Genomic DNA, 18,466 nt, shown 5'->3' with positions numbered 1-18,466 from the left:
CGTGCCGGGTCCCCCCGCGCCGGGGCGCGGCCACCCCGGGGTGACCTGCGGCACACCCGTCGGAGGGTCCAGCCCGGGCACACCCGTCGGAGGGTCCAGCACGAGGGGGCCGGGACGGCGAAGGCCGGAGAGCCGTAGCTGGGCGGCCCGGCGATATAGGTTCGGCGGTGGGCAGGTACGCGCGGACGCGCGGCTCTCGTGAGCCGCGGGGAGGGACGCCGGGATGACCGGAAGCGTGACCAACTGGGCGGGCAACATCGTCTACGCCGCCGACGAGCTGCACCGGCCGCGTTCGCTCGACGAGCTGCGCGCACTGATCGCCGCGCGGGCGAAGGTGCGGATCCTGGGCAGCGGCCACTCCTTCAACGAGATCGCGGAACCCGGACCCGGCGGTGTGCTGATCTCGCTGTCCGCACTGCCGGGCGAGGTGGACGTCGACACCGCGGCCCGCACGGTACGGGTGGGGGGCGGTGTGCGGTACGCCGAGCTGGCCCGGGTGGTGCACGGACACGGGCTCGCCCTGCACAACATGGCGTCCCTGCCGCACATCTCGGTGGCGGGCTCGGTGGCGACCGGCACGCACGGCTCGGGGGTCGCGAACGGCTCGCTCGCCTCGGCCGTACGGGAGGTGGAACTGCTCACGGCGGACGGCTCGGCCGTGCGGATCGGGCGGGCCGACCCCCGCTTCGACGGCTCCGTGACCGCCCTCGGCGCGCTGGGCGCGGTCACCGCACTCACCCTGGGCCTGGAACCGGCCTTCCGTGTCGAGCAGCATGTGTTCACCGAACTCCCTTTGGAGGGGCTGGACTTCGAGGCCGTGGCGGCGGCCGCGTACAGCGTGAGCCTGTTCACCGACTGGCGTGCGCCCGGCTTCCGGCAGGTGTGGCTGAAGCGGCGCACCGACCGGGCGCCGGTGGACTTCCCCTGGGCCCGGCCCGCCACCGGGGCGCTGCACCCGGTGCCCGGCATGCCCGCGGTCCACTGCACCCGGCAGTCCGGGGTCCCGGGGCCGTGGCACGAGCGGCTCCCCCACTTCCGGGCGGACTTCATGCCGAGCAGCGGTGCCGAACTCCAGTCGGAGTATCTGCTGCCCCGCCCGTACGCCCGGGAGGCGCTCGCCGCCCTCGACGCGCTGCGGGCGACGGTTGCGCCCGTGCTCCAGACCTGTGAGGTACGTACGGTCGCCGCCGACGCGCAGTGGCTGAGCCCCGCGTACGGCAGGGACTCGGTGGCGCTGCACTTCACCTGGACCGACGACACGGCGGCCGTGCTGCCGGTGGTCCGGCGGGTGGAGGAGGCGCTCGGCGCGCTGGAGGCCCGCCCCCACTGGGGCAAGGTGTTCACCATGGACCCGGGGACGCTGCGCGATCGCTACCCGCGGCTCGGGGACTTCGCCGCGCTGGCCGCCGGGCTGGATCCGGCAGGGAAGTTCCGCAACGCGTTCGTCGGGGCCGTGCTGGGGGCGGCATGAGCGGATGGCCCGGCTCCTGAGCGGATCCCCCGGCCGTGTCCGCGGGCTTCGGCCGCTGTGTCGGGCCCCCTCTCCCCGTCCTTGTAGAAACCACGTGGGCAGTCATAGGCTCGCGCCGCGCCGGGCGCGTACGCCCGGGCGTGCGGAGGGGCAGATGAAGCGCGGCACCTCACGTGACATCCGTACCGCCAACCGGTACGAGGTACTGCGCCGGATCATCGCCCGCTCCCCGGCCTCCCGGCAGGAGCTGGCCGCCGCCACCGGACTCAGTCTCGCCACGGTCGCCACACTGGTCGGCGAACTGCTCGGTCTCGGGCTGCTGACCGAGGCCGGATTCGAGGACTCCGCGGGCGGGCGGCCGCGGGGGCTGGTCGCGGTGCACAGGTCGGGGGGCGCCCTGATCGGTGTGGACATCGCGGAAACCTGGGTCCGCGTGGAGCTGTTCGACCTGGCGCTGACCGTACGGGCGCGCGCCGAGGAGCGGATACGCCCCACAGGGATCCGTCCGGAGCAGGTCGCAGCCCGGGTGGCCGCGGCCGTCGACGCCGTGGTCGCACAGGCGGGTGCGGCAGGTGCCCGGGTCCTGGGGACCGGCATCTGTGTGCCCGGTCCGGTCGACCGCGACCGGGGCACGGCCGGGTACGCCGCACACGGGGACCGGCCCGAGGTGCCGCTGCTCGGCCTGCTCGCCGAGCACCTCGGCCATCCCCTGTACCTGGACAGTCCGCTGCGTGCCTCGGTGACCGCCGAGCAGTGGTTCGGTGCCGCCCGCGGCCGGGGGGACGCCGTGGTCGTCACTCTGGGCACGGGGGTCGGGGCCGGGCTGGCGCTGGGCGGCGGACTGCACCGGGGCGCCGGCGACAGGGCCGGGGAGTGGGGCCATACGACGCTGGTGCTGGACGGGCGGCCCTGCCCCTGCGGTGACCGCGGCTGTGTGGAGGCCTATGTCGGGGCGCCCGGGATCCTGCGGAATCTGCGGGAACGGAGCCCGGACAGCCCCCTGTTGCGCCCCGGGGACCAGACCGCCACCCTCGACGCCCTCGGCCGCGGGGCCGCCGAGGGGGATCCCGTGGCGCTCGCGGTGGTCCACGACACCGCCCGCTTTCTGGGGGCCGCGACGGCCGGTCTGGTCCAGCTGCTCGACCCCGAGGTGGTGGTGCTCAGCGGCTGGGTCGCGGCGGCGCTCGGCGAACCGCTGCTGACCGAGGTGCGCGCGGCCGTCGGACGGCACGCGCTGCGACGGTCCTTCACCGCCACCGAGATCGTTCTGTCCACCGTACCCACCGATCCGGTGTGCCTCGGAGCGGCGGTCCTCGCCCTCGAAGGCGCGCTCCGGTCGGTCGGCACGCCCCGCACCACGCCTGGCCCGCCCCCACCGAGGACCTAGGAGAACGATGTCCCACCACACCTCTCCCTCCTCCCCCGCCCCTCCTTGCGCCGCCTCCGCTCCCCGGTCGGCTGTCGTCGGCTACGTCGAGGACGTTGGGCCGGGCCGCGGGTGCCTGCCGCCGCGCGCCTGGTACGCGGCCTCGGACGCCGCCTCCCTCTGTCTGAACGGCAGATGGCGTTTCCGTCTGTCGCCGACGGCGGACGCCCGGGACGACTCCTTCGCCGAGCCCGGATACGACGCCGGGGACTGGGACGAGATCGCGGTCCCCGGCCACTGGGTGCTCCAGGGCCATGGGGCCCCGATCTACACCAACCAGCGGTATCCCTTCCCGGTCGACCCGCCGCGCGTACCGACCGAGAACCCCACCGGCGACCATCTGCGCCTCTTCGACCTGCCGCAGGGCTGGCCCCGGGACGGCGGGGCCGTGCTGCGCTTCGACGGGGTCGAGTCCTGTGCCCGGGTCTGGCTGAACGGGACGGAGCTGGGCGACTTCAAGGGCTCCCGGCTGCCGCACGAGTTCGCCGTCGGGCAACTGCTCAGGCCCGGCGGGAATGTGCTCGCGGTCCGGGTCCACCAGTGGTCCGCGGGCTCCTATCTGGAGGACCAGGACCAGTGGTGGCTGCCGGGCATCTTCCGGGACGTCACCCTGCTGCACCGCCCGGCGGGCGCCGTCCGCGACCACTTTGTGCACGCCTCGTACGACCACCGCTCCGGCGAGGGCACGCTCAGGGTCGACTCGGATGTGGACGGCCGGGTCACCGTGCCCGCCCTCGGCATCGACATCGCCACCGGAGAGCCGGTGAGCGTCCCCGTGGAGCCGTGGTCCGCGGAGATCCCGAGACTCTACGACGGTGTGCTGGCCACCGAGGGCGAGCGGGTCCCGCTGCGGATCGGCTTCCGCACGGTGGCGGTCACGGACGGACTGATCGAGGTCAACGGGAGGCCGGTGCTCTTCAAGGGGGTCAACCGGCACGAGTGGCATCCCGGGACGGGCCGCGCGCTCGATCCGGAGACCATGCGCGAAGACGTACTGCTGATGAAACGGCACAACATCAACGCCGTACGCACCTCGCACTATCCCCCGCATCCGGCCTTCCTCGACCTGTGCGACGCGTACGGCCTCTGGGTGATCGACGAATGCGACCTGGAGACCCACGGCTTCACCGAGCAGTCCTGGCGCGGCAACCCGGTCGACGACGACCGCTGGACCCCGGCGCTCCTCGACCGCGCCGTCCGCATGGTCGAACGGGACAAGAACCATCCGTCGGTCGTCGTCTGGTCGCTGGGCAACGAGGCCGGCACGGGGCGCGGGCTGACCGCGATGGCCGAGTGGATCCGCGGCCGGGACGGCTCACGGCTGCTGCACTACGAGGGTGACCGCTCCTGCCGGGACACGGACCTCTACTCGCGGATGTACGCCGACCACGAAGAGGTGGAGCGGATCGGCCGACGGCTGGACGGCGGGGGCCACAAGCGCCGCGAACTGCCCTTCCTGCTCTGCGAGTACGGGCACGCCATGGGCAACGGCCCCGGTGGACTCGCCGACTACCAGCGGCTCTTCACGGCGTACGAGCGGCTCCAGGGCGGTTTCGTCTGGGAGTGGATCGACCACGGCATCACGGACGACCGCCATGGCTTCGCCTACGGCGGTGACTTCGGGGAGGAACTGCACGACGGGAACTTCGTCTGCGACGGGCTGCTGTTCCCGGACCGGGAGCCCTCGCCGGGTCTGATCGAGTACAAGAAGGTCATCGAGCCCGTGCGGATCGAAGGCGGGGGCCGGGGCGGAACCGTGCGGATCCACAACGCGCATGATGTCGCCGACCTCTCGGCCCTCGCCTTCGAGTGGTCCTTCCAGGCGGACGGCGCGACGGTCGCGAGGGGCGCGCTGCCGGTGCCGCAGCTCGCACCGGGCGAGTCGGCGGACGTGAAGCTGCCGGAACCGCCCGGGGTTCAAGGTGCCGAGACCCACTGGACGGTACGGGCGGTGCTGGCCAGCGACACCCCCTGGGCGCGGCGGGGGCACGAGGTGGCATGGGGTCAGTTCCCGGTGGCGCAGCGACCCCGGCTGGGGTTCGCCGGTGACCGTGTCCCGCGGGTCGGCCACGGCAGGATCACGCTCGGGCCGGCCTCCTTCGACGCCCGCACGGGTGAGCCGAGGTCCATCGGCCCGGTGGATCTGACCGGACTCCGCCTGGATGTGTGGCGGGCACCGACCGACAACGACGAGGGCGCCTCCTGGCAGGGCGGCCCCCGCCACGGTCTGCTGTGGCGCGCCCTCGGCCTGCACCGGATGCGGCACCGGCTGGACGCGGTGGAAGCGGGCGGGGACGCGCTGACCGTACGGACGCGGGTCGCGCCCGCCGCCCGGGAGGTGGGGCTCGCCACGGTGTACCGCTGGACCTCCGACGGGGAGCGGCTGAAGCTGACGGTGACCGTCACGCCCGAGGGCGAGTGGACGGTGCCGCTGCCCCGGCTGGGCGTCCGCTTCGGACTGCCGGGCTCCGCGGACCGTGTGCGGTGGTACGGCGGCGGGCCCGGTGAGGCGTACCCGGACACAAAGTCGGCGTCCCGGATCGGCCGTTGGGAGTCCACGGTCGACGCCCTGCACACGCCCTACGTCCGGCCGCAGGAGAACGGCGCCCGGGCCGACGTCCGTTGGGCCGAGATCGGGGGCCTGCGGATCGAGGGCGAGCCGGAGTTCTGGTTCACCGCCCGCCGCTGGACCAGCGAGGAACTGGACGCGGCCGACCACCGCACCGATCTGACCCCGGGCGACCGGGTCTGGGTGAACCTCGACCACGGCCAGCACGGCATCGGCTCCCAGTCCTGCGGCCCGGGACCGCTGCCACGCTACTTCCTGCGGGCCGAGCCCACGGAGTTCTCGTTTGTGTTCACGGTGACGGGAGCTCGGTGACGAGTGCGCCCCCTCACGCCGCCTCGGCCGTGACTTCCGGGTGGCGTAGGCGTACGGGGGTGAGCAGGGCGAGGGCCGCTATGGCTGTGCAGGAGACTCCGGCTGCCACGCCCACCGCCGCGGTACCGCGGTGCTGGGCGGCCCAGGTGAGGGTGACTGCGCCGATGGGGGCGGCCGCGTAGTGGATCGTCCAGAACGCCGAGGTGACCCTGCCCAGCAGATGGCGGGGGGTCACCTCCTGGCGCAGGGACATGGAGCAGGTACCCGCGACGGCGGTGCTCCCGAGGAAGACGGTGGTCAGCAGGGCGACGACCGGTGCGGAGCGCGCCCAGCCGATCCCGGCGAGGGCCGGGCCGCAGAGGGCGACCGCGCCGATCCAGGTGGGTCCGAAGCCGAGGCCGCGGCGTATCCGGGCCACCAGCAGGGACCCGGCGACCGTCCCGAGGGCGCCGACGGCGAGCACGGTGCCGACCGCGTGGTCGCTTCGGTGGAGGTCGTGCTTGAGGTGGTAGATGAGCAGGTCGTTCAGGCCCAGTTGGAGAAAGCTGAACAGGGACAGCAGGACGGTCAGGGTCCGCAGCACCGGGTGGTGCCACAGATAGGAGGCGCCGGTGAGGAGATCCCGCCGCAGCCGCAGCGGGGGCGCCGCCGGTCCGGGCCCCGCGGCCGGTGCGAACCGTACGAGGACCATGCAGATTGCCGAGACGCCGAAGCTGGCCGCGTCCACCGCCACGGCGGCGACCGGGCCCGCCCAGGCCGCCACGGCGCCCGCGGCCACCGGGCCGATCACCCCGGCGGCCGCGGCGGTCGCGTTCAGCCGTCCGTTGGCGGCGGTGATCCGCTCGCCGTCCACCAGTTGGCGCACGACGGTGACATAGGCGACGGAGAACAGCATGCCGACGGCCTCGCACAGCGGAAGCACCGCGTACAGCAGCCAGATGCGCGGCCCGGTGAGCCACAGCAGCGGGATCAGCCCGTACAGCAGCATGCGGACCAGGTCGCAGGCGATCAGCAGCCTTCTGCGGTCCACCCGGTCCACCACCACCCCGGCGAAGACCCCGGCCAGCACGGAGGCCGCCCCGCCCACCGCGGTCAGCAGCCCCATGCGGGCGACGGATCCGGTGGCGTCCAGCACCAGCAGCGGCAGCGCGATCAGGGCGAAGGAGTCGCCGAGCACCGAGAGGGTCTGTCCGGCCCAGAAGATCCCGAAGTCCCTCTTCCCCCGCCGCGCCCGCGCCTCTTCCAACAGCCCGTCCCCCGTGTCTCGTTGCCGTCGTGCCGTGGTGCCGTCGTGCCGTCCCGGTGTGAACGACCGGACGGCCAACGGATACCACTGCGGAGGGGCCCGGCCAATCGAATTTCGGGCCCGGGAGGCACGGTGGAAAACCGCTGTCGTCCCCCGGACGGCCGCTCCTAGACTGCGCCCGACCGGGTGCGCCGGGCCGCAACCCGGCGCGCCTCAGCGACCGTTCGAGGAGAGCAGGACCATGAGCGACCTTCACTACGACGTCCGCGGCGACGGGCCCGTGCTGCTGGTCGTCCCCGGTGGCGCGGGGCACCCCATGGGGCTCGAGCCGCTGACGGCCGCTCTCGCCGGACACTTCACGGTGGTGACGTACGACCCTCTCGGACTCGCCCACGGCCGCCTCGGCCTGCCCGTCCCGGAGCAGCGGGTGGCGGACTGGAGCGAGGGCGCGCACCGTGTGCTCGGCGAGGTACTGCCGGACGGCGATGCGGCGTATGTCTTCGGCTTCAGTTCGGCCGGTGTCGCCGTACTCGATCTGCTCGCCCGCCACCCGGAGCGGTTGCGGCGGGTGCTCGCGCACGAGCCGCCGGTGGTGCGGATCCTGCCCGACGCCGACCGGCAGTCGGCGATGTTCACGGAGGTGTACGAGGTCTACCGCTCCAGCGGTCCGGAGGCGGCCGGTGCCCTGATGGCCGCCGGGCTGGCGGGCACGTCCGCCCCGGCCCCGGGGCCGGCCCGGCCGCTGGCGCCCGAGGAGGAGTTGAACAGCCCCATGGCCCTCTTCCTGAGCCGTGTCCTCCCCCGGTTCACGGCGTACGAGCCGGATCTCGGCGCCCTGGCCGCGTCGCCGCCGGTGCTGGCGGCGGGGACCGCCTCGCGCGGCCGGCTGCTGCACCGGACCGCCGCCCTGGCGGCCGAGCTGACCAGCGGCGGCTTCGCCGAGTTCCCCGGCGGCCATCTGGGGGCGGTCGAGCATCCCCGGGAGTTCGCGGCGCGGATGGTGGAGACACTGCTCGACTGACCGGGTGGACTCCCGGGGCGTCGGCGTGCCCGGGCGGGGCGGGACCTGGGGCGCCCCGGTTCCGGTCGGGACGCCCCAGGGGCGTGTGGGCGGGGCGTACGGCAGATGTGCCGGACCCGCGCGTCGGGGGCCGCGGCAGACGTGAGCGACCCTCCAGTAACAAATCCTGCGTCACCGGCGCGCCGTGCACCAGACCCGGGTACCCCGGGGACCCGGCGCCTCACCGGACGAATGGCGGAAAGCGGTGCCTCCGGGACGCCGTGTCACGTCCCGTCCTCCGAACGCCGAAAAGGTAGGCGCACGGCACCGGGAGGTCAACGGTCCTACGCGGACGGGGCCCGTCCGGGCCACCATGACACCCGCCCGGGCGTGAAGTGGCCGTCGCGCGCCCCGGCGGCGCGCATTCGTTGCGCTCCGGCGGCCCGCGCTCGATACGCCCGGGCGGCCCGCGCTCGGTGCGCCCGGGCGGCCCGCGCTCGGTGCGCCCGGGCGCGGGCTCCGGTGGTGCATCCGTGGGCGTCCGAAGCAGCCCGATGCGGAACCGGGAGCCCTTGCGACAGACTTTGGTTGTCACACGACAACTGAGTTAACCTTCGACGGATTTTTCAACCGGCAGATCCTGTGAACTGCCGAAACGCGGGGGCGGTAAAACGGGACCGTTCGCGGGCCCGGCGCGGTTCCGAGTCCTCGGCGTGAGGGCTCCTGGGGAGCGGAACGAGGGTGCGCATGACCAGCAAGACGACCGGGACCGTGGAGCGGACACCGGGCGACCAGGAGCTGCGGCAGCTGCTGGCCGGGCTGACCGCCGTGCGCGACGGCGACTTCGGCACCCGGCTGCCGTCCGACGGCGAGGGCCTGCTCGGCGACATCGCCACCGTGTTCAACGGCATGGTGGACCAGCTGTCCGTGTTCACCTCCGAGGTGACCCGCGTCGCGCGCGAGGTCGGTACCGAGGGCACGCTCGGCGGCCAGGCGGAGGTGCCCGGCGTCTCCGGCACCTGGGCCGACCTGACCGACTCGGTCAACGCCATGGCCGGCAACCTCACCACCCAGGTCCGTGACATCGCCCAGGTGGCGACCGCGGTGGCCAAGGGCGACCTCTCGCAGAAGATCGATGTGCCGGCCCGCGGCGAGATCCTCCAGCTGAAGGAGACCGTCAACACGATGGTCGACCAGCTGTCCGCCTTCGCCGACGAGGTCACCCGCGTCGCCCGCGAGGTCGGCAGCGAGGGACGGCTCGGCGGCCAGGCCCAGGTGCCCGGGGTCGGCGGTGTCTGGCGCGATCTCACCGACTCGGTCAACTTCATGGCGGGCAACCTCACCGCCCAGGTCCGCAACGTCGCCCAGGTGGCCACCGCGGTGGCACAGGGCGACCTCTCCCAGAAGATCACCGTCGACGCCCGCGGCGAAATCCTCGAGCTCAAGAACACCATCAACACGATGGTCGACCAGCTCTCCGCCTTCGCCGACGAAGTCACCCGCGTCGCCCGCGAGGTCGGCACCGAGGGCAACCTCGGCGGCCAGGCCATCGTCCGAGGTGTATCGGGCACCTGGAAGGACCTCACGGACAACGTCAATGTGATGGCGTCCAACCTGACCGGCCAGGTGCGCTCCATCGCCCAGGTCGCCACCGCCGTGGCCCGCGGCGACCTCTCGCAGAAGATCACGGTCGAGGCGAAGGGCGAGGTCGCGGCCCTCGCGGACGTCATCAACACCATGGTCGACACGCTGTCCGCCTTCGCCGACGAGGTCACCCGCGTCGCCCGCGAGGTCGGCACCGAGGGACGGCTCGGCGGCCAGGCGCACGTACCCAATGTGGCCGGCACCTGGAAGGACCTCACCGACAACGTCAACTCGATGGCCAACAACCTCACCGGCCAGGTGCGCAACATCGCCCTGGTGACGACGGCGGTGGCCAACGGCGACCTGTCCAAGAAGATCGACGTCGACGCCCGCGGCGAGATCCTGGAGCTGAAGACCACCATCAACACGATGGTGGACCAGCTGTCCTCGTTCGCCGCCGAGGTCACCCGCGTCGCCCGCGAGGTCGGCAGCGAGGGACGGCTAGGCGGCCAGGCCGAGGTGGAGGGCGTCGAGGGCACCTGGAAGCGGCTCACCGAGAACGTCAACGAGCTGGCCGGGAACCTGACCCGGCAGGTCCGGGCGATCGCCGAGGTGGCGAGCGCGGTCGCCGAGGGCGATCTGACGCGGTCGATCACCGTGGTGGCCTCCGGCGAGGTCGCCGAGCTGAAGGACAACATCAACTCCATGGTGGAGTCCCTGCGGGAGACCACGCGGGCCAACCAGGAGCAGGACTGGCTCAAGACCAACCTGGCCCGGATCTCCGGTCTGATGCAGGGCCACCGGGACCTGCCGGTGGTCGCCGAGCTGATCATGGACGAGCTGTCGCCGCTGGTGTCGGGCCAGTACGGCGCCTTCTATCTCGCGGAGGAGAGCGAACGCGGGTCCGAACTGCGGCTGGTGGGCTCCTACGGCTTCCCCGACGACGAGGACCGCCCGGCCCGGATCCCGGTCGGCCGCTCGCTGGTCGGGCAGGCCGCCCGCAACCGCCGCGCCATCAGCGTGGAGGAGCTTCCGCCGGGATACGTCACCATCTCCTCGGGGCTCGGCCGGGTGGTCCCCAGCGCCCTGATGGTGCTGCCCATCGTGGTCGAGGACCAGGTGCTCGGCGTGATCGAACTGGCCTCGGTCTCCTGCTTCACCCAGATCCACCAGGACTTCCTGGCCCAGCTGATGCCCACCATCGGCGTCAACCTCAACACCATCGTGGCCAACGCCCGCACCGACGAGCTGCTGGAGGAGTCCCAGCGGCTGACCGCCGAACTCCAGGCCCGTTCCGAGGAGTTGCAGGTCCAGCAGGAGGAACTCCAGCGCTCCAACGCCGAACTGGAGGAGAAGGCGTCCCTGCTGGCCTCGCAGAACCGCGACATCGAGGCCAAGAACCTCCAGATCGAGCAGGCCCGGCAGGAGCTGGAGACCCGCGCCCAGGAGCTGGCGCTCGCCTCCAAGTACAAGTCGGAGTTCCTGGCGAACATGAGCCATGAGCTGCGCACCCCGCTGAACAGCCTGCTCATCCTGGCCCAGTTGCTCGCACAGAACCCCTCGCGCAATCTCACCCCGAAGCAGGTGGAGTACGCGGGCATCATCCACTCCGCGGGCTCCGACCTGTTGCAGCTGATCAACGACATCCTCGATCTGTCCAAGGTCGAGGCGGGCAAGATGGACGTCAGCCCCGAACGGGTCTCGCTGCGGCAGCTGCTGGAGTACGTCGAGGCGACCTTCCGCCCGATGACCACGCAGAAGAGCCTGGAGTTCACGGTCACCACGGCCCCGGGCGCCCCGGCCGACCTGCTCACCGACGACTCCCGGCTCCGTCAGATCCTGCGCAATCTGCTCTCCAACGCGGTGAAGTTCACCGAGCAGGGCAATGTCGAGCTGCGGATCGAGCCCGCCGCCGACAAGGAGGTGCCCGCGGGTGTCCTCCGCGGCGCCACCGTGGTGGCCTTCCGGGTCATGGACACCGGCATCGGCATTCCCCAGCAGCAACTGGAGACGATCTTCGGGGCGTTCCAGCAGGCGGACGGCACCACCAGCCGCAAGTACGGCGGCACCGGCCTCGGCCTGTCGATCACCCGGGAGATCGCCCATCTGCTCGGCGGTGCCGTCACGGTCGACAGCACCCCGGGGCAGGGCAGCACCTTCACGCTCTATCTGCCGGTGGCGCGCGCCGACTTCGAGGAGCTGGTGGACGGCAGCGGCCGGGCCCTGGAGCCGAGCGACCAGACGCTGCCCGCCACGGTGGTGCCGACACCGCGCCCGGACTCCGGCGGCATCCCGCTGGTGATGCCCGGGCAGCGTAGACGGCGGCTGCTGGTCGTCGAGGAACGGCCGCGCGGTCTGCTGACCCTGGTCGCGGAGAGCGCGGTCGCGGACATCGTGCAGGACCACGACAGCGGGGACACCCGCGGGGCGATCGACATCATCACCGCCATCGGGGCGCAGGAGGCGGCGAGCGCCCTGGCGGCCGAGCCGTGCCACTGCGTCGTACTGGAACTCGGTATGCCGGACGAGGAGGCCGCGCGCCTGCTGGAGGCGATGCGGGGCGACTCCGCGCTGGCGAGCGTGCCGGTGCTCGTGCACAGCGGCCACCGGGTGGACCTGTCCCAGGAGCATGCCCTGCGGTCCAGTTCGGGCGGCCGCCCGCTGGACTTCCTGTCCAGCCTGGACGAGCTGCGCGAGCACATCACCCTGCATCTGTCCGCCGAGGAGCCGGGGGACGTGCTGTCCCTGGTCCGCGCGGACGAGCCGCAGCACGCCACCGCGCACCCCCTGGACCACGCGTTCCTCGGCCGTACGGTGCTGGTGGTCGACGACGACGCGCGCAATCTCTTCGCGCTCAGCGGGATCCTGGAGCTGCACGGCTTCCGGGTGCTGCACGCGGAGAACGGCCGCAAGGGCATCGAGACGCTGCTCGCCCACCCCGACATCGCGGTGGTGCTGATGGATGTGATGATGCCGGAGATGGACGGTTACGCCGCCACGGCCGAGATCCGTACGATGCCGCAGTACGCGGACCTGCCCATCATCGCCGTCACCGCGAAGGCGATGCCGGGCGACCAGGAGAAGAGCCTCGCTTCGGGGGCGAACGACTACGTCACCAAGCCGGTGGACACCAACGATCTCATCGCCTGCGTCCGACGCTGGCTGCCCGCCTGAGAGGGGGCGCCCGCCGCACGCACCAGCCGACCGGGCGCCCGCGGGCGCCCTCCGTGTGGCGTCCCGGGACGTCCCAGCCGAGGAACAGGCCCATCGTGAGCAACCCCCCGCAGCCCGCCGAACCGCAGCCCCCCGAACGGCAGCACCCCGAACGGCCCGCTTCCGGCCCGCCCGCGCGTCCTGACGACTTCGGTCCGGCCAGGTCGGGTCCGGACAGATCGGGTTCTGACCGGTTGGGCTCTGACAGGTCGGGTCCGGACAGATCGGGGCCGGACGGCTTCGATCCGGACAGCTTCGAGTCCGCGGTGGTCGGTCCCGGTGCGGACGGCTTCCGGGCCGGACGGGCCGGCGGTCCGGGGATCCCCCGCCCGGCGGCCGCCCGCGTCGGAACGGGCGCCGCCGCGCGACCGGGCCCCGGTGCCGGGGAGCAGGACGGCGCCTCCCCCTTCGGCAGGCTGGCGGCCACCGTGGAGCGGCTGCGGCGGGAGGTGCTGGCGGCGCACGCCGAGGCCGACGGGCGCGCGCTGGTCGAACTCGCCAAGGGCATCCTGGTCGAACGGCTGGGCTGCGGCCCCGCGCAGGCAGCCCGGCAGCTCGCCGAGCTGACCGAGCAGGCCGGCGCCACCCCCCTCGAATTCGCGGTCGAGGTCATCAACCAGGCGTCCCGCGACCGGCTCTCGGAGGTCACCTCCGCCTTTCTGGCCGTCACCACGGGCACCGGCGCCCGGGAGACCGCCACGGCCCCGGGCACCGCCCGGAACCGGTCGTCCGCAGTACGGCTGCGAGCCGCGGAGAGCGGCGCGCTGGCCGCCGACGACACCCAGGCCGTGGCCGACTCCCTGCTGGAGCACGCCCTGACCCCGCTCGGCGCGGAGGCCGTGGCCATCTGGGCCACGGGCGCGGACGGCTCCCTCACCCTGGCGGGCAGCGCCGGTTTCTCGGCGGCGGAGGCCGGACGCTGGCGGTATGTGCCGCCGGGCGTGGCGACCGTGGCGCGCCGGGGTCTGGCCGAGCGGTCCGGGCAGTGGATCGCCTCCCTGTCCGCGACCGGGCTGCCGACCATCGGCCAGCACCACCATCCGGACGGCGGCCGGGTGGCGCTGCCCGCGGGGGCCGGGGGCCGTATCCACGGAGTGCTGGAGATCGCCTGGCCCGCACCGCTGGCCCCGCAACCGCCGCAGATCGTCCGTCAGATCGAGGCCCTGGCCGAACTGTGCGCCCACACCCTGGAGTCCTCCGCGCGACTGCATCCGGACGGTGAGGTGTCCCCGCGGGTGGTGCCGGACGTCGCGGAGCTGATGGACCTGGCGGACGGGCTGCACGACCCCGCTCTGGTGCTGGCGCCCCAGCTCGACGCCGACGGGGATCTCGTCGACTTCCGCATCCAGCACGTCAACAGCCACTTCCTCGACCCCGCCGGGCGGCCGCGCGGCGTCGTGAGCGGTGCCCTGCTCCTTGAGGCGTACCCGATGGCGGCCGGGCACAGCGAGCTGTTCGAACGGATAGAGCGCGTCTACGCGACGGGCGAGCCGTTCCGCGCCCACCGGATGCGGCTCACCGCGCTGGTGGGCGAGGTCCCGCTGGCGGCGGTCGCCGACATCAGCATCAGCCGCCATGCGGGCAGCGTGCTGCTGATCTGGCGGATCGAGGACGAGGCGGCCCGCCTGGCGAGCCTGCTCCAGCACGCCCAGCGCCTCGGCCGCATCGGCGGTTTCGAGGAGAACCTGCTCACCGGCGAGATCACCTGGAACGGGCAGCTCTTCGACCTCTACGGCAAGCCCGTGTCGAGTCCTCCGGTGCCCCTGGAGGCTCTGGCCGCGCATGCGCACGCCGACGACGCCGTCGCCATCGGCAGGTTTCTGCGCACCCTGCTGCACGGCCGCCGCCCGGCGTCCACGGCCTTCCGGTTGCAGCGTCCCGACGGGGTGACACGGCACATCCGGGTGGTGGCCGAGCCGGTGCTCGACTCCGACGGGCGGCCGTTCGTCGTCCGGGGCGCCTACCAGGACATCTCCGCGCAGCACTGGACCGAGGTGGCGCTCGCCGCGACCCGGGACCGGCTCGCGCACACCGAGCAGCAGGCGAGCGAACGCAACCGGCTCACCCTCCAGTTGCAGCACGCCATCATGCCCCCGGCGCAGGCTCCGCTGGAGGCCGACAACCTCCAGGTGGCGGTGCGCTACCGGCCCGCGGAGACCGAACAGCTGGTGGGCGGCGACTGGTACGACGCGGTCGTACTGCCGTCCGGGCTGGTGCTGCTGTGCGTGGGGGATGTCGCCGGGCACGGTATCGAGGCCGCCACCAGCATGGTCGTGCTGCGCAACGCGCTGCGCGGGCTCGCGGTGACGGGCGCCGGGCCGGGCCAGTTGCTGTCCTGGCTCAACATGGTGGCGCACCATCTGACCGGCGCGGTCACCGCCACGGCGGTGTGCGCCCTGTACGACCCGCGGGACCACAGCCTGCGCTGGGCCAGGGCGGGGCATCTGCCGCCCGTCCTGGTACGCGACGGTGAGACGGCCGCGCTGCCCCTGCTCAGAGGCATACTGCTGGGTGCCGTACCGGAGGCGGTGTACGAGGAGCACGAGGTCCAGCTCGCCGTCGGCGACACGCTGCTGATGTACACCGACGGCCTGATCGAGCGCCGCGACCGCTCGGTGGAGGAGTCCCTCGCCCAGCTGCTGACCGCCGCCCGGACCGTGCCGCCCACCCTGGACCAGCAGTTGGACCGGCTGCTGACGTACAGCAAGTCGGACACCGACGACGACACCTGCATCGTGGGCATCCGGGTCGCCTGAGCCCCACCGCCCCCGGACCCGAACCCGGTCCCGAGACCGGACCCGGCCCCGGACTCGGTCCAGTCCCGTCCCGGTCCCGGTGACCACTCCTTGGACGGGGCGGGGCGGCCCGCCCGTTCCTCGGCTAGCGTCGGGACATGACCGGCACCGCCCCTCCCCCGCTGAACCGGACCTTCGCCGAGGCCCTCGCCGCCGGGACGCTCGTCCTGGACGGCGGGCTGTCGAACCAGCTGGAGGCGGCGGGACACGATCTCGGGGACGCGCTGTGGTCGGCGCGGCTGCTCGCGGAGCGGCCCGGGGCGATCACCGCGGCGCACCTCGCGTACTTCGAGGCGGGCGCGGACGTGGCCATCACGTCCAGCTACCAGGCAACCTTCGAGGGGTTCGCCGAGCGGGGCATCGACCGCAGCCGCGCGGCCGGGCTGCTCGCCCTCAGCGTGGACCTGGCCCGCGAGGCGGCGGACCGGGCGCGGGCCGGGGGCGTCGGACGGCCGCTGTGGGTGGCGGCATCCGTGGGGCCGTACGGGGCGATGCTCGCGGACGGCTCCGAGTACCGGGGGCGCTACGGCCGCACGGTCGCCGAGCTGGAGGCCTTCCACCGTCCGCGCCTTGAGGTGCTGGCCGCGGCCCGGCCCGATGTACTGGCCCTGGAGACGGTCCCGGACGCGGACGAGGGCACGGCGCTGCTGCGGGCGGTGCGCGGCCTCGGCGTGCCCGTCTGGCTGTCGTACAGCGTTCTCGGGGACCGTACGCGCGCGGGGCAGCCGCTGACCGAGGCGTTCGCCCCGGCGGCCGAGGCGGACGAGGTGATCGCAGTGGGCGTGAACTGCTGCGCGCCCGAGGACGTCGGCGCCGCCGTGGAGACGGCCGCGCGGGTGACCGGCAAGCCGGTGGTGGTCTACCCGAACAGCGGTGAGCGGTGGGACGCCGGGGCCCGCGCCTGGGACGGCCGCACCACCTTCACCGCGGCACAGGTCTCGGAGTGGCGGGCGGCCGGGGCCCGGCTGATCGGCGGCTGCTGCCGGGTGGGCCCGGAGGCGATCAGCTCGATCGCCGACACACTGCGGACTCCGGGACGCCGGACACCGGGCTGACCCCCCGCCGGGGAGCCGGGCCGAGGGAGCCAAGCCGGGCAGCCGGACCGAGCGGCCGGACCCAGGCGCGGGGTCGGGGCCGAGGCGCGGGAGCGGGGTCGAGGTCGGGCCGTTCCTAGGTTCAACGGCGCCGCGTGGCCCCCGGCCTGCGCAGCCGCCGTAGGGCCGACAGCGGGGTCGCGCTCCCGAGGAAGGAGCCGCCTCCCGCACCGGACCCGGCGGGCCTGGGCTCGGCGCGCGCGGACGCCGCCGCCCACAGCGCCATCTCCCGGTCCCGGGGGCCATGGGCCACGGGATCCCCTCCGCCGCCGAAGACTCGTACCGGACGGGTGGGGTCCCAGGCGGGCCAGCCGGGGTCGCCGTCCGTCGCGTAGCGCACCCATGCCGAGTGCATCTCCCGGGCGAGTTCGCGGGGCGCCCCCGGGCCCGTGAGCTGCTCCGCCTCCGGCACTCCGGAGCTGTCGAACACGAAGCCGAGTTCCAGGGCGTGGCAGGCGCCGAGGCCGGGCCGCCGGGAGGGCCAGGCGAACTCGTAGACATGGGCGGGCGCACGGCCGCCGCCGGTGCGGGATCCGGCCAGCCGGTGCAGCGGATACCGCAGCAGCCGGTCGGTGAGCATCTGGCCCACCAGTTCGGAGGCGGGGGCGCCGGAACGGGCGGCACGGTAGCCGCGCGGCACCTCGGGGCCGCAGTGGCAGCGGGCCATCGCCCCGGCCAGCGCCACCGGGCCCAGCCGGTCGATGTGTTCGGTGAGCCCGGTGGGCACGAGCCACAGCCGGTACTCGTCGCTGGTCCAGCCGAGGAGCAGGGGTACGTCCGCGGAGGCGCCGTCGAGCAGTGCGGCGAGCGGGTCGCGGGGCACCAGGTCGCCGTCGACGACGATTCCGAAGGCGGGGCCGCCGAGGAGCGGGCCGGACCGGCGGGCCGCCTCCGCCTGGGCCTCGGCCAGCAGCGCCCGGTCCACCCCGGCGAACGCGGCCGCGGTGGCCGGTACCTTCAGCCGGGCCGCCATCCGCCGTACCAGGCGCCGCACCGTGTCCCGTTCCGTCGACTCGGGCGGCCCGCTCTGGAGCACCGCCCGCCGGAACAGTCCCCGGGCGCGGGGGCTCGCCAGCAGCGCGCCGATGCTGATGGCGCCCGCGGACTCCCCGAAGACGGTCACCCGGTCGGGGTCCCCGCCGAAGGCGGCGACGGCGTGCTGCACCCACTCCAGCGCGGCGATCTGGTCGCGCAGTCCCGGGTTGGGCGGGGCGTCCGGGAAGAGGCCGTATCCCTCCACGCCGAGGCGGTAGTTGAAGGAGACGAGGACGACTCCGTCGCGGGCGAAGGCGCTGCCGTCGTAGACGGGCACGGCGGAGGAGCCGCGGGTGAGGGCGCCGCCGTGGATCCACACCAGCACCGGAAGCCGGGCTCCCGGATCGGGCGCCGGGGTCCACACATTGAGGTTGAGGCAGTCGTCGCCCGGCACCACCGGGTCGGACAGATAGCGGGCGAACGCCTCGGAGTACGGCGGCTTGGGGGGCGTCGGCCCGAAGGCGCCCGCGTCCCGCACACCGTCCCAGGGCTCGGGCGGCACCGGCGGGCGGAAGCGGCGCGGGCCGAAGGGCGGGGCGGCGTAGGGGATGCCGCGGAACACGGCGATCCCGTGTTCGTGGCGCCCGCGCACCGCGCCGTGGGGTGTGCGGACCACGGGGTCCGCCGCGTTCCCCGGGTCCGTGGCCGCCTCGTCCGCACGCTCCATCCGGGCTCTCCTTCCCGTCCGGGCCCGACCGGTCGCCCGGAGCCCGCCCGCCTC

General features: G+C 73.7%; 9 protein-coding genes. 7 read left to right on the top strand and 2 right to left on the bottom strand.

The annotated features are described in order from the left end of the window. Positions 1-223: 223 nt before the first annotated feature. The 3 genes from ACIHAA_RS01625 to ACIHAA_RS01615 all read left to right on the top strand — a co-directional run bounded on the left by ACIHAA_RS01625 (position 224) and on the right by ACIHAA_RS01615 (position 5,778). A complete protein-coding gene (locus ACIHAA_RS01625) occupies positions 224-1,471 on the top strand; it encodes an FAD-binding protein (protein WP_399811599.1) in 1,248 nt (415 codons plus the stop codon). A gap of 154 nt (positions 1,472-1,625) precedes the next feature. After that, the gene (locus ACIHAA_RS01620; RefSeq protein WP_399811596.1) at positions 1,626-2,858 is read left to right on the top strand and encodes an ROK family protein; all 1,233 of its coding nucleotides are present in this window, start codon (positions 1,626-1,628) and stop codon (positions 2,856-2,858) included. A 7-nt stretch (positions 2,859-2,865) separates the two neighbouring features. After that, positions 2,866-5,778: a glycoside hydrolase family 2 TIM barrel-domain containing protein gene (locus ACIHAA_RS01615; RefSeq protein ID WP_399811593.1), complete on the top strand. Its 2,913-nt coding sequence runs from the start codon at positions 2,866-2,868 to the stop codon at positions 5,776-5,778. A gap of 13 nt (positions 5,779-5,791) precedes the next feature. Here ACIHAA_RS01615 and ACIHAA_RS01610 read toward each other — a convergent pair whose 3' ends face one another. Beyond that, positions 5,792-7,024 carry an MFS transporter gene (locus ACIHAA_RS01610; protein WP_399811590.1) on the bottom strand — a complete coding sequence of 411 codons (1,233 nt, stop codon included), beginning with the start codon at positions 7,022-7,024 and terminating at the stop codon, positions 5,792-5,794. Positions 7,025-7,265: 241 nt separating this feature from the next. Here ACIHAA_RS01610 and ACIHAA_RS01605 point away from each other — a divergent pair, with 241 nt between their 5' ends. From ACIHAA_RS01605 to mmuM, 4 genes are all read left to right on the top strand, one after another. Then, on the top strand, positions 7,266-8,045 hold the full coding sequence (locus ACIHAA_RS01605; RefSeq protein WP_399811587.1) for an alpha/beta fold hydrolase: 780 nt from the start codon (positions 7,266-7,268) through the stop codon (positions 8,043-8,045). Positions 8,046-8,771: 726 nt separating this feature from the next. Continuing rightward, entirely contained in the window at positions 8,772-12,782 is a 4,011-nt protein-coding gene (locus ACIHAA_RS01600) for a HAMP domain-containing protein (protein WP_399811585.1), read from the top strand. Positions 12,783-13,141: 359 nt separating this feature from the next. After that, on the top strand, positions 13,142-15,577 hold the full coding sequence (locus ACIHAA_RS01595; RefSeq protein ID WP_399813678.1) for a PP2C family protein-serine/threonine phosphatase: 2,436 nt from the start codon (positions 13,142-13,144) through the stop codon (positions 15,575-15,577). Positions 15,578-15,714: 137 nt separating this feature from the next. Then, positions 15,715-16,671 carry a homocysteine S-methyltransferase gene (gene mmuM / locus ACIHAA_RS01590; RefSeq protein WP_399811582.1) on the top strand — a complete coding sequence of 319 codons (957 nt, stop codon included), beginning with the start codon at positions 15,715-15,717 and terminating at the stop codon, positions 16,669-16,671. 121 nt (positions 16,672-16,792) lie between these two features. Here mmuM and ACIHAA_RS01585 read toward each other — a convergent pair whose 3' ends face one another. Further along, the gene (locus ACIHAA_RS01585) at positions 16,793-18,412 is read right to left on the bottom strand and encodes a carboxylesterase/lipase family protein (RefSeq protein ID WP_399811579.1); all 1,620 of its coding nucleotides are present in this window, start codon (positions 18,410-18,412) and stop codon (positions 16,793-16,795) included. Positions 18,413-18,466 lie beyond the last annotated feature (54 nt).

This window comes from Streptomyces sp. NPDC052040 (genome assembly GCF_044548405.1).
GTDB lineage: Bacteria > Actinomycetota > Actinomycetes > Streptomycetales > Streptomycetaceae > Streptomyces.
The sequence above is the reverse complement of the archived record's forward strand: the minus strand, read 5'-3'. Positions and strand labels throughout refer to the sequence as shown.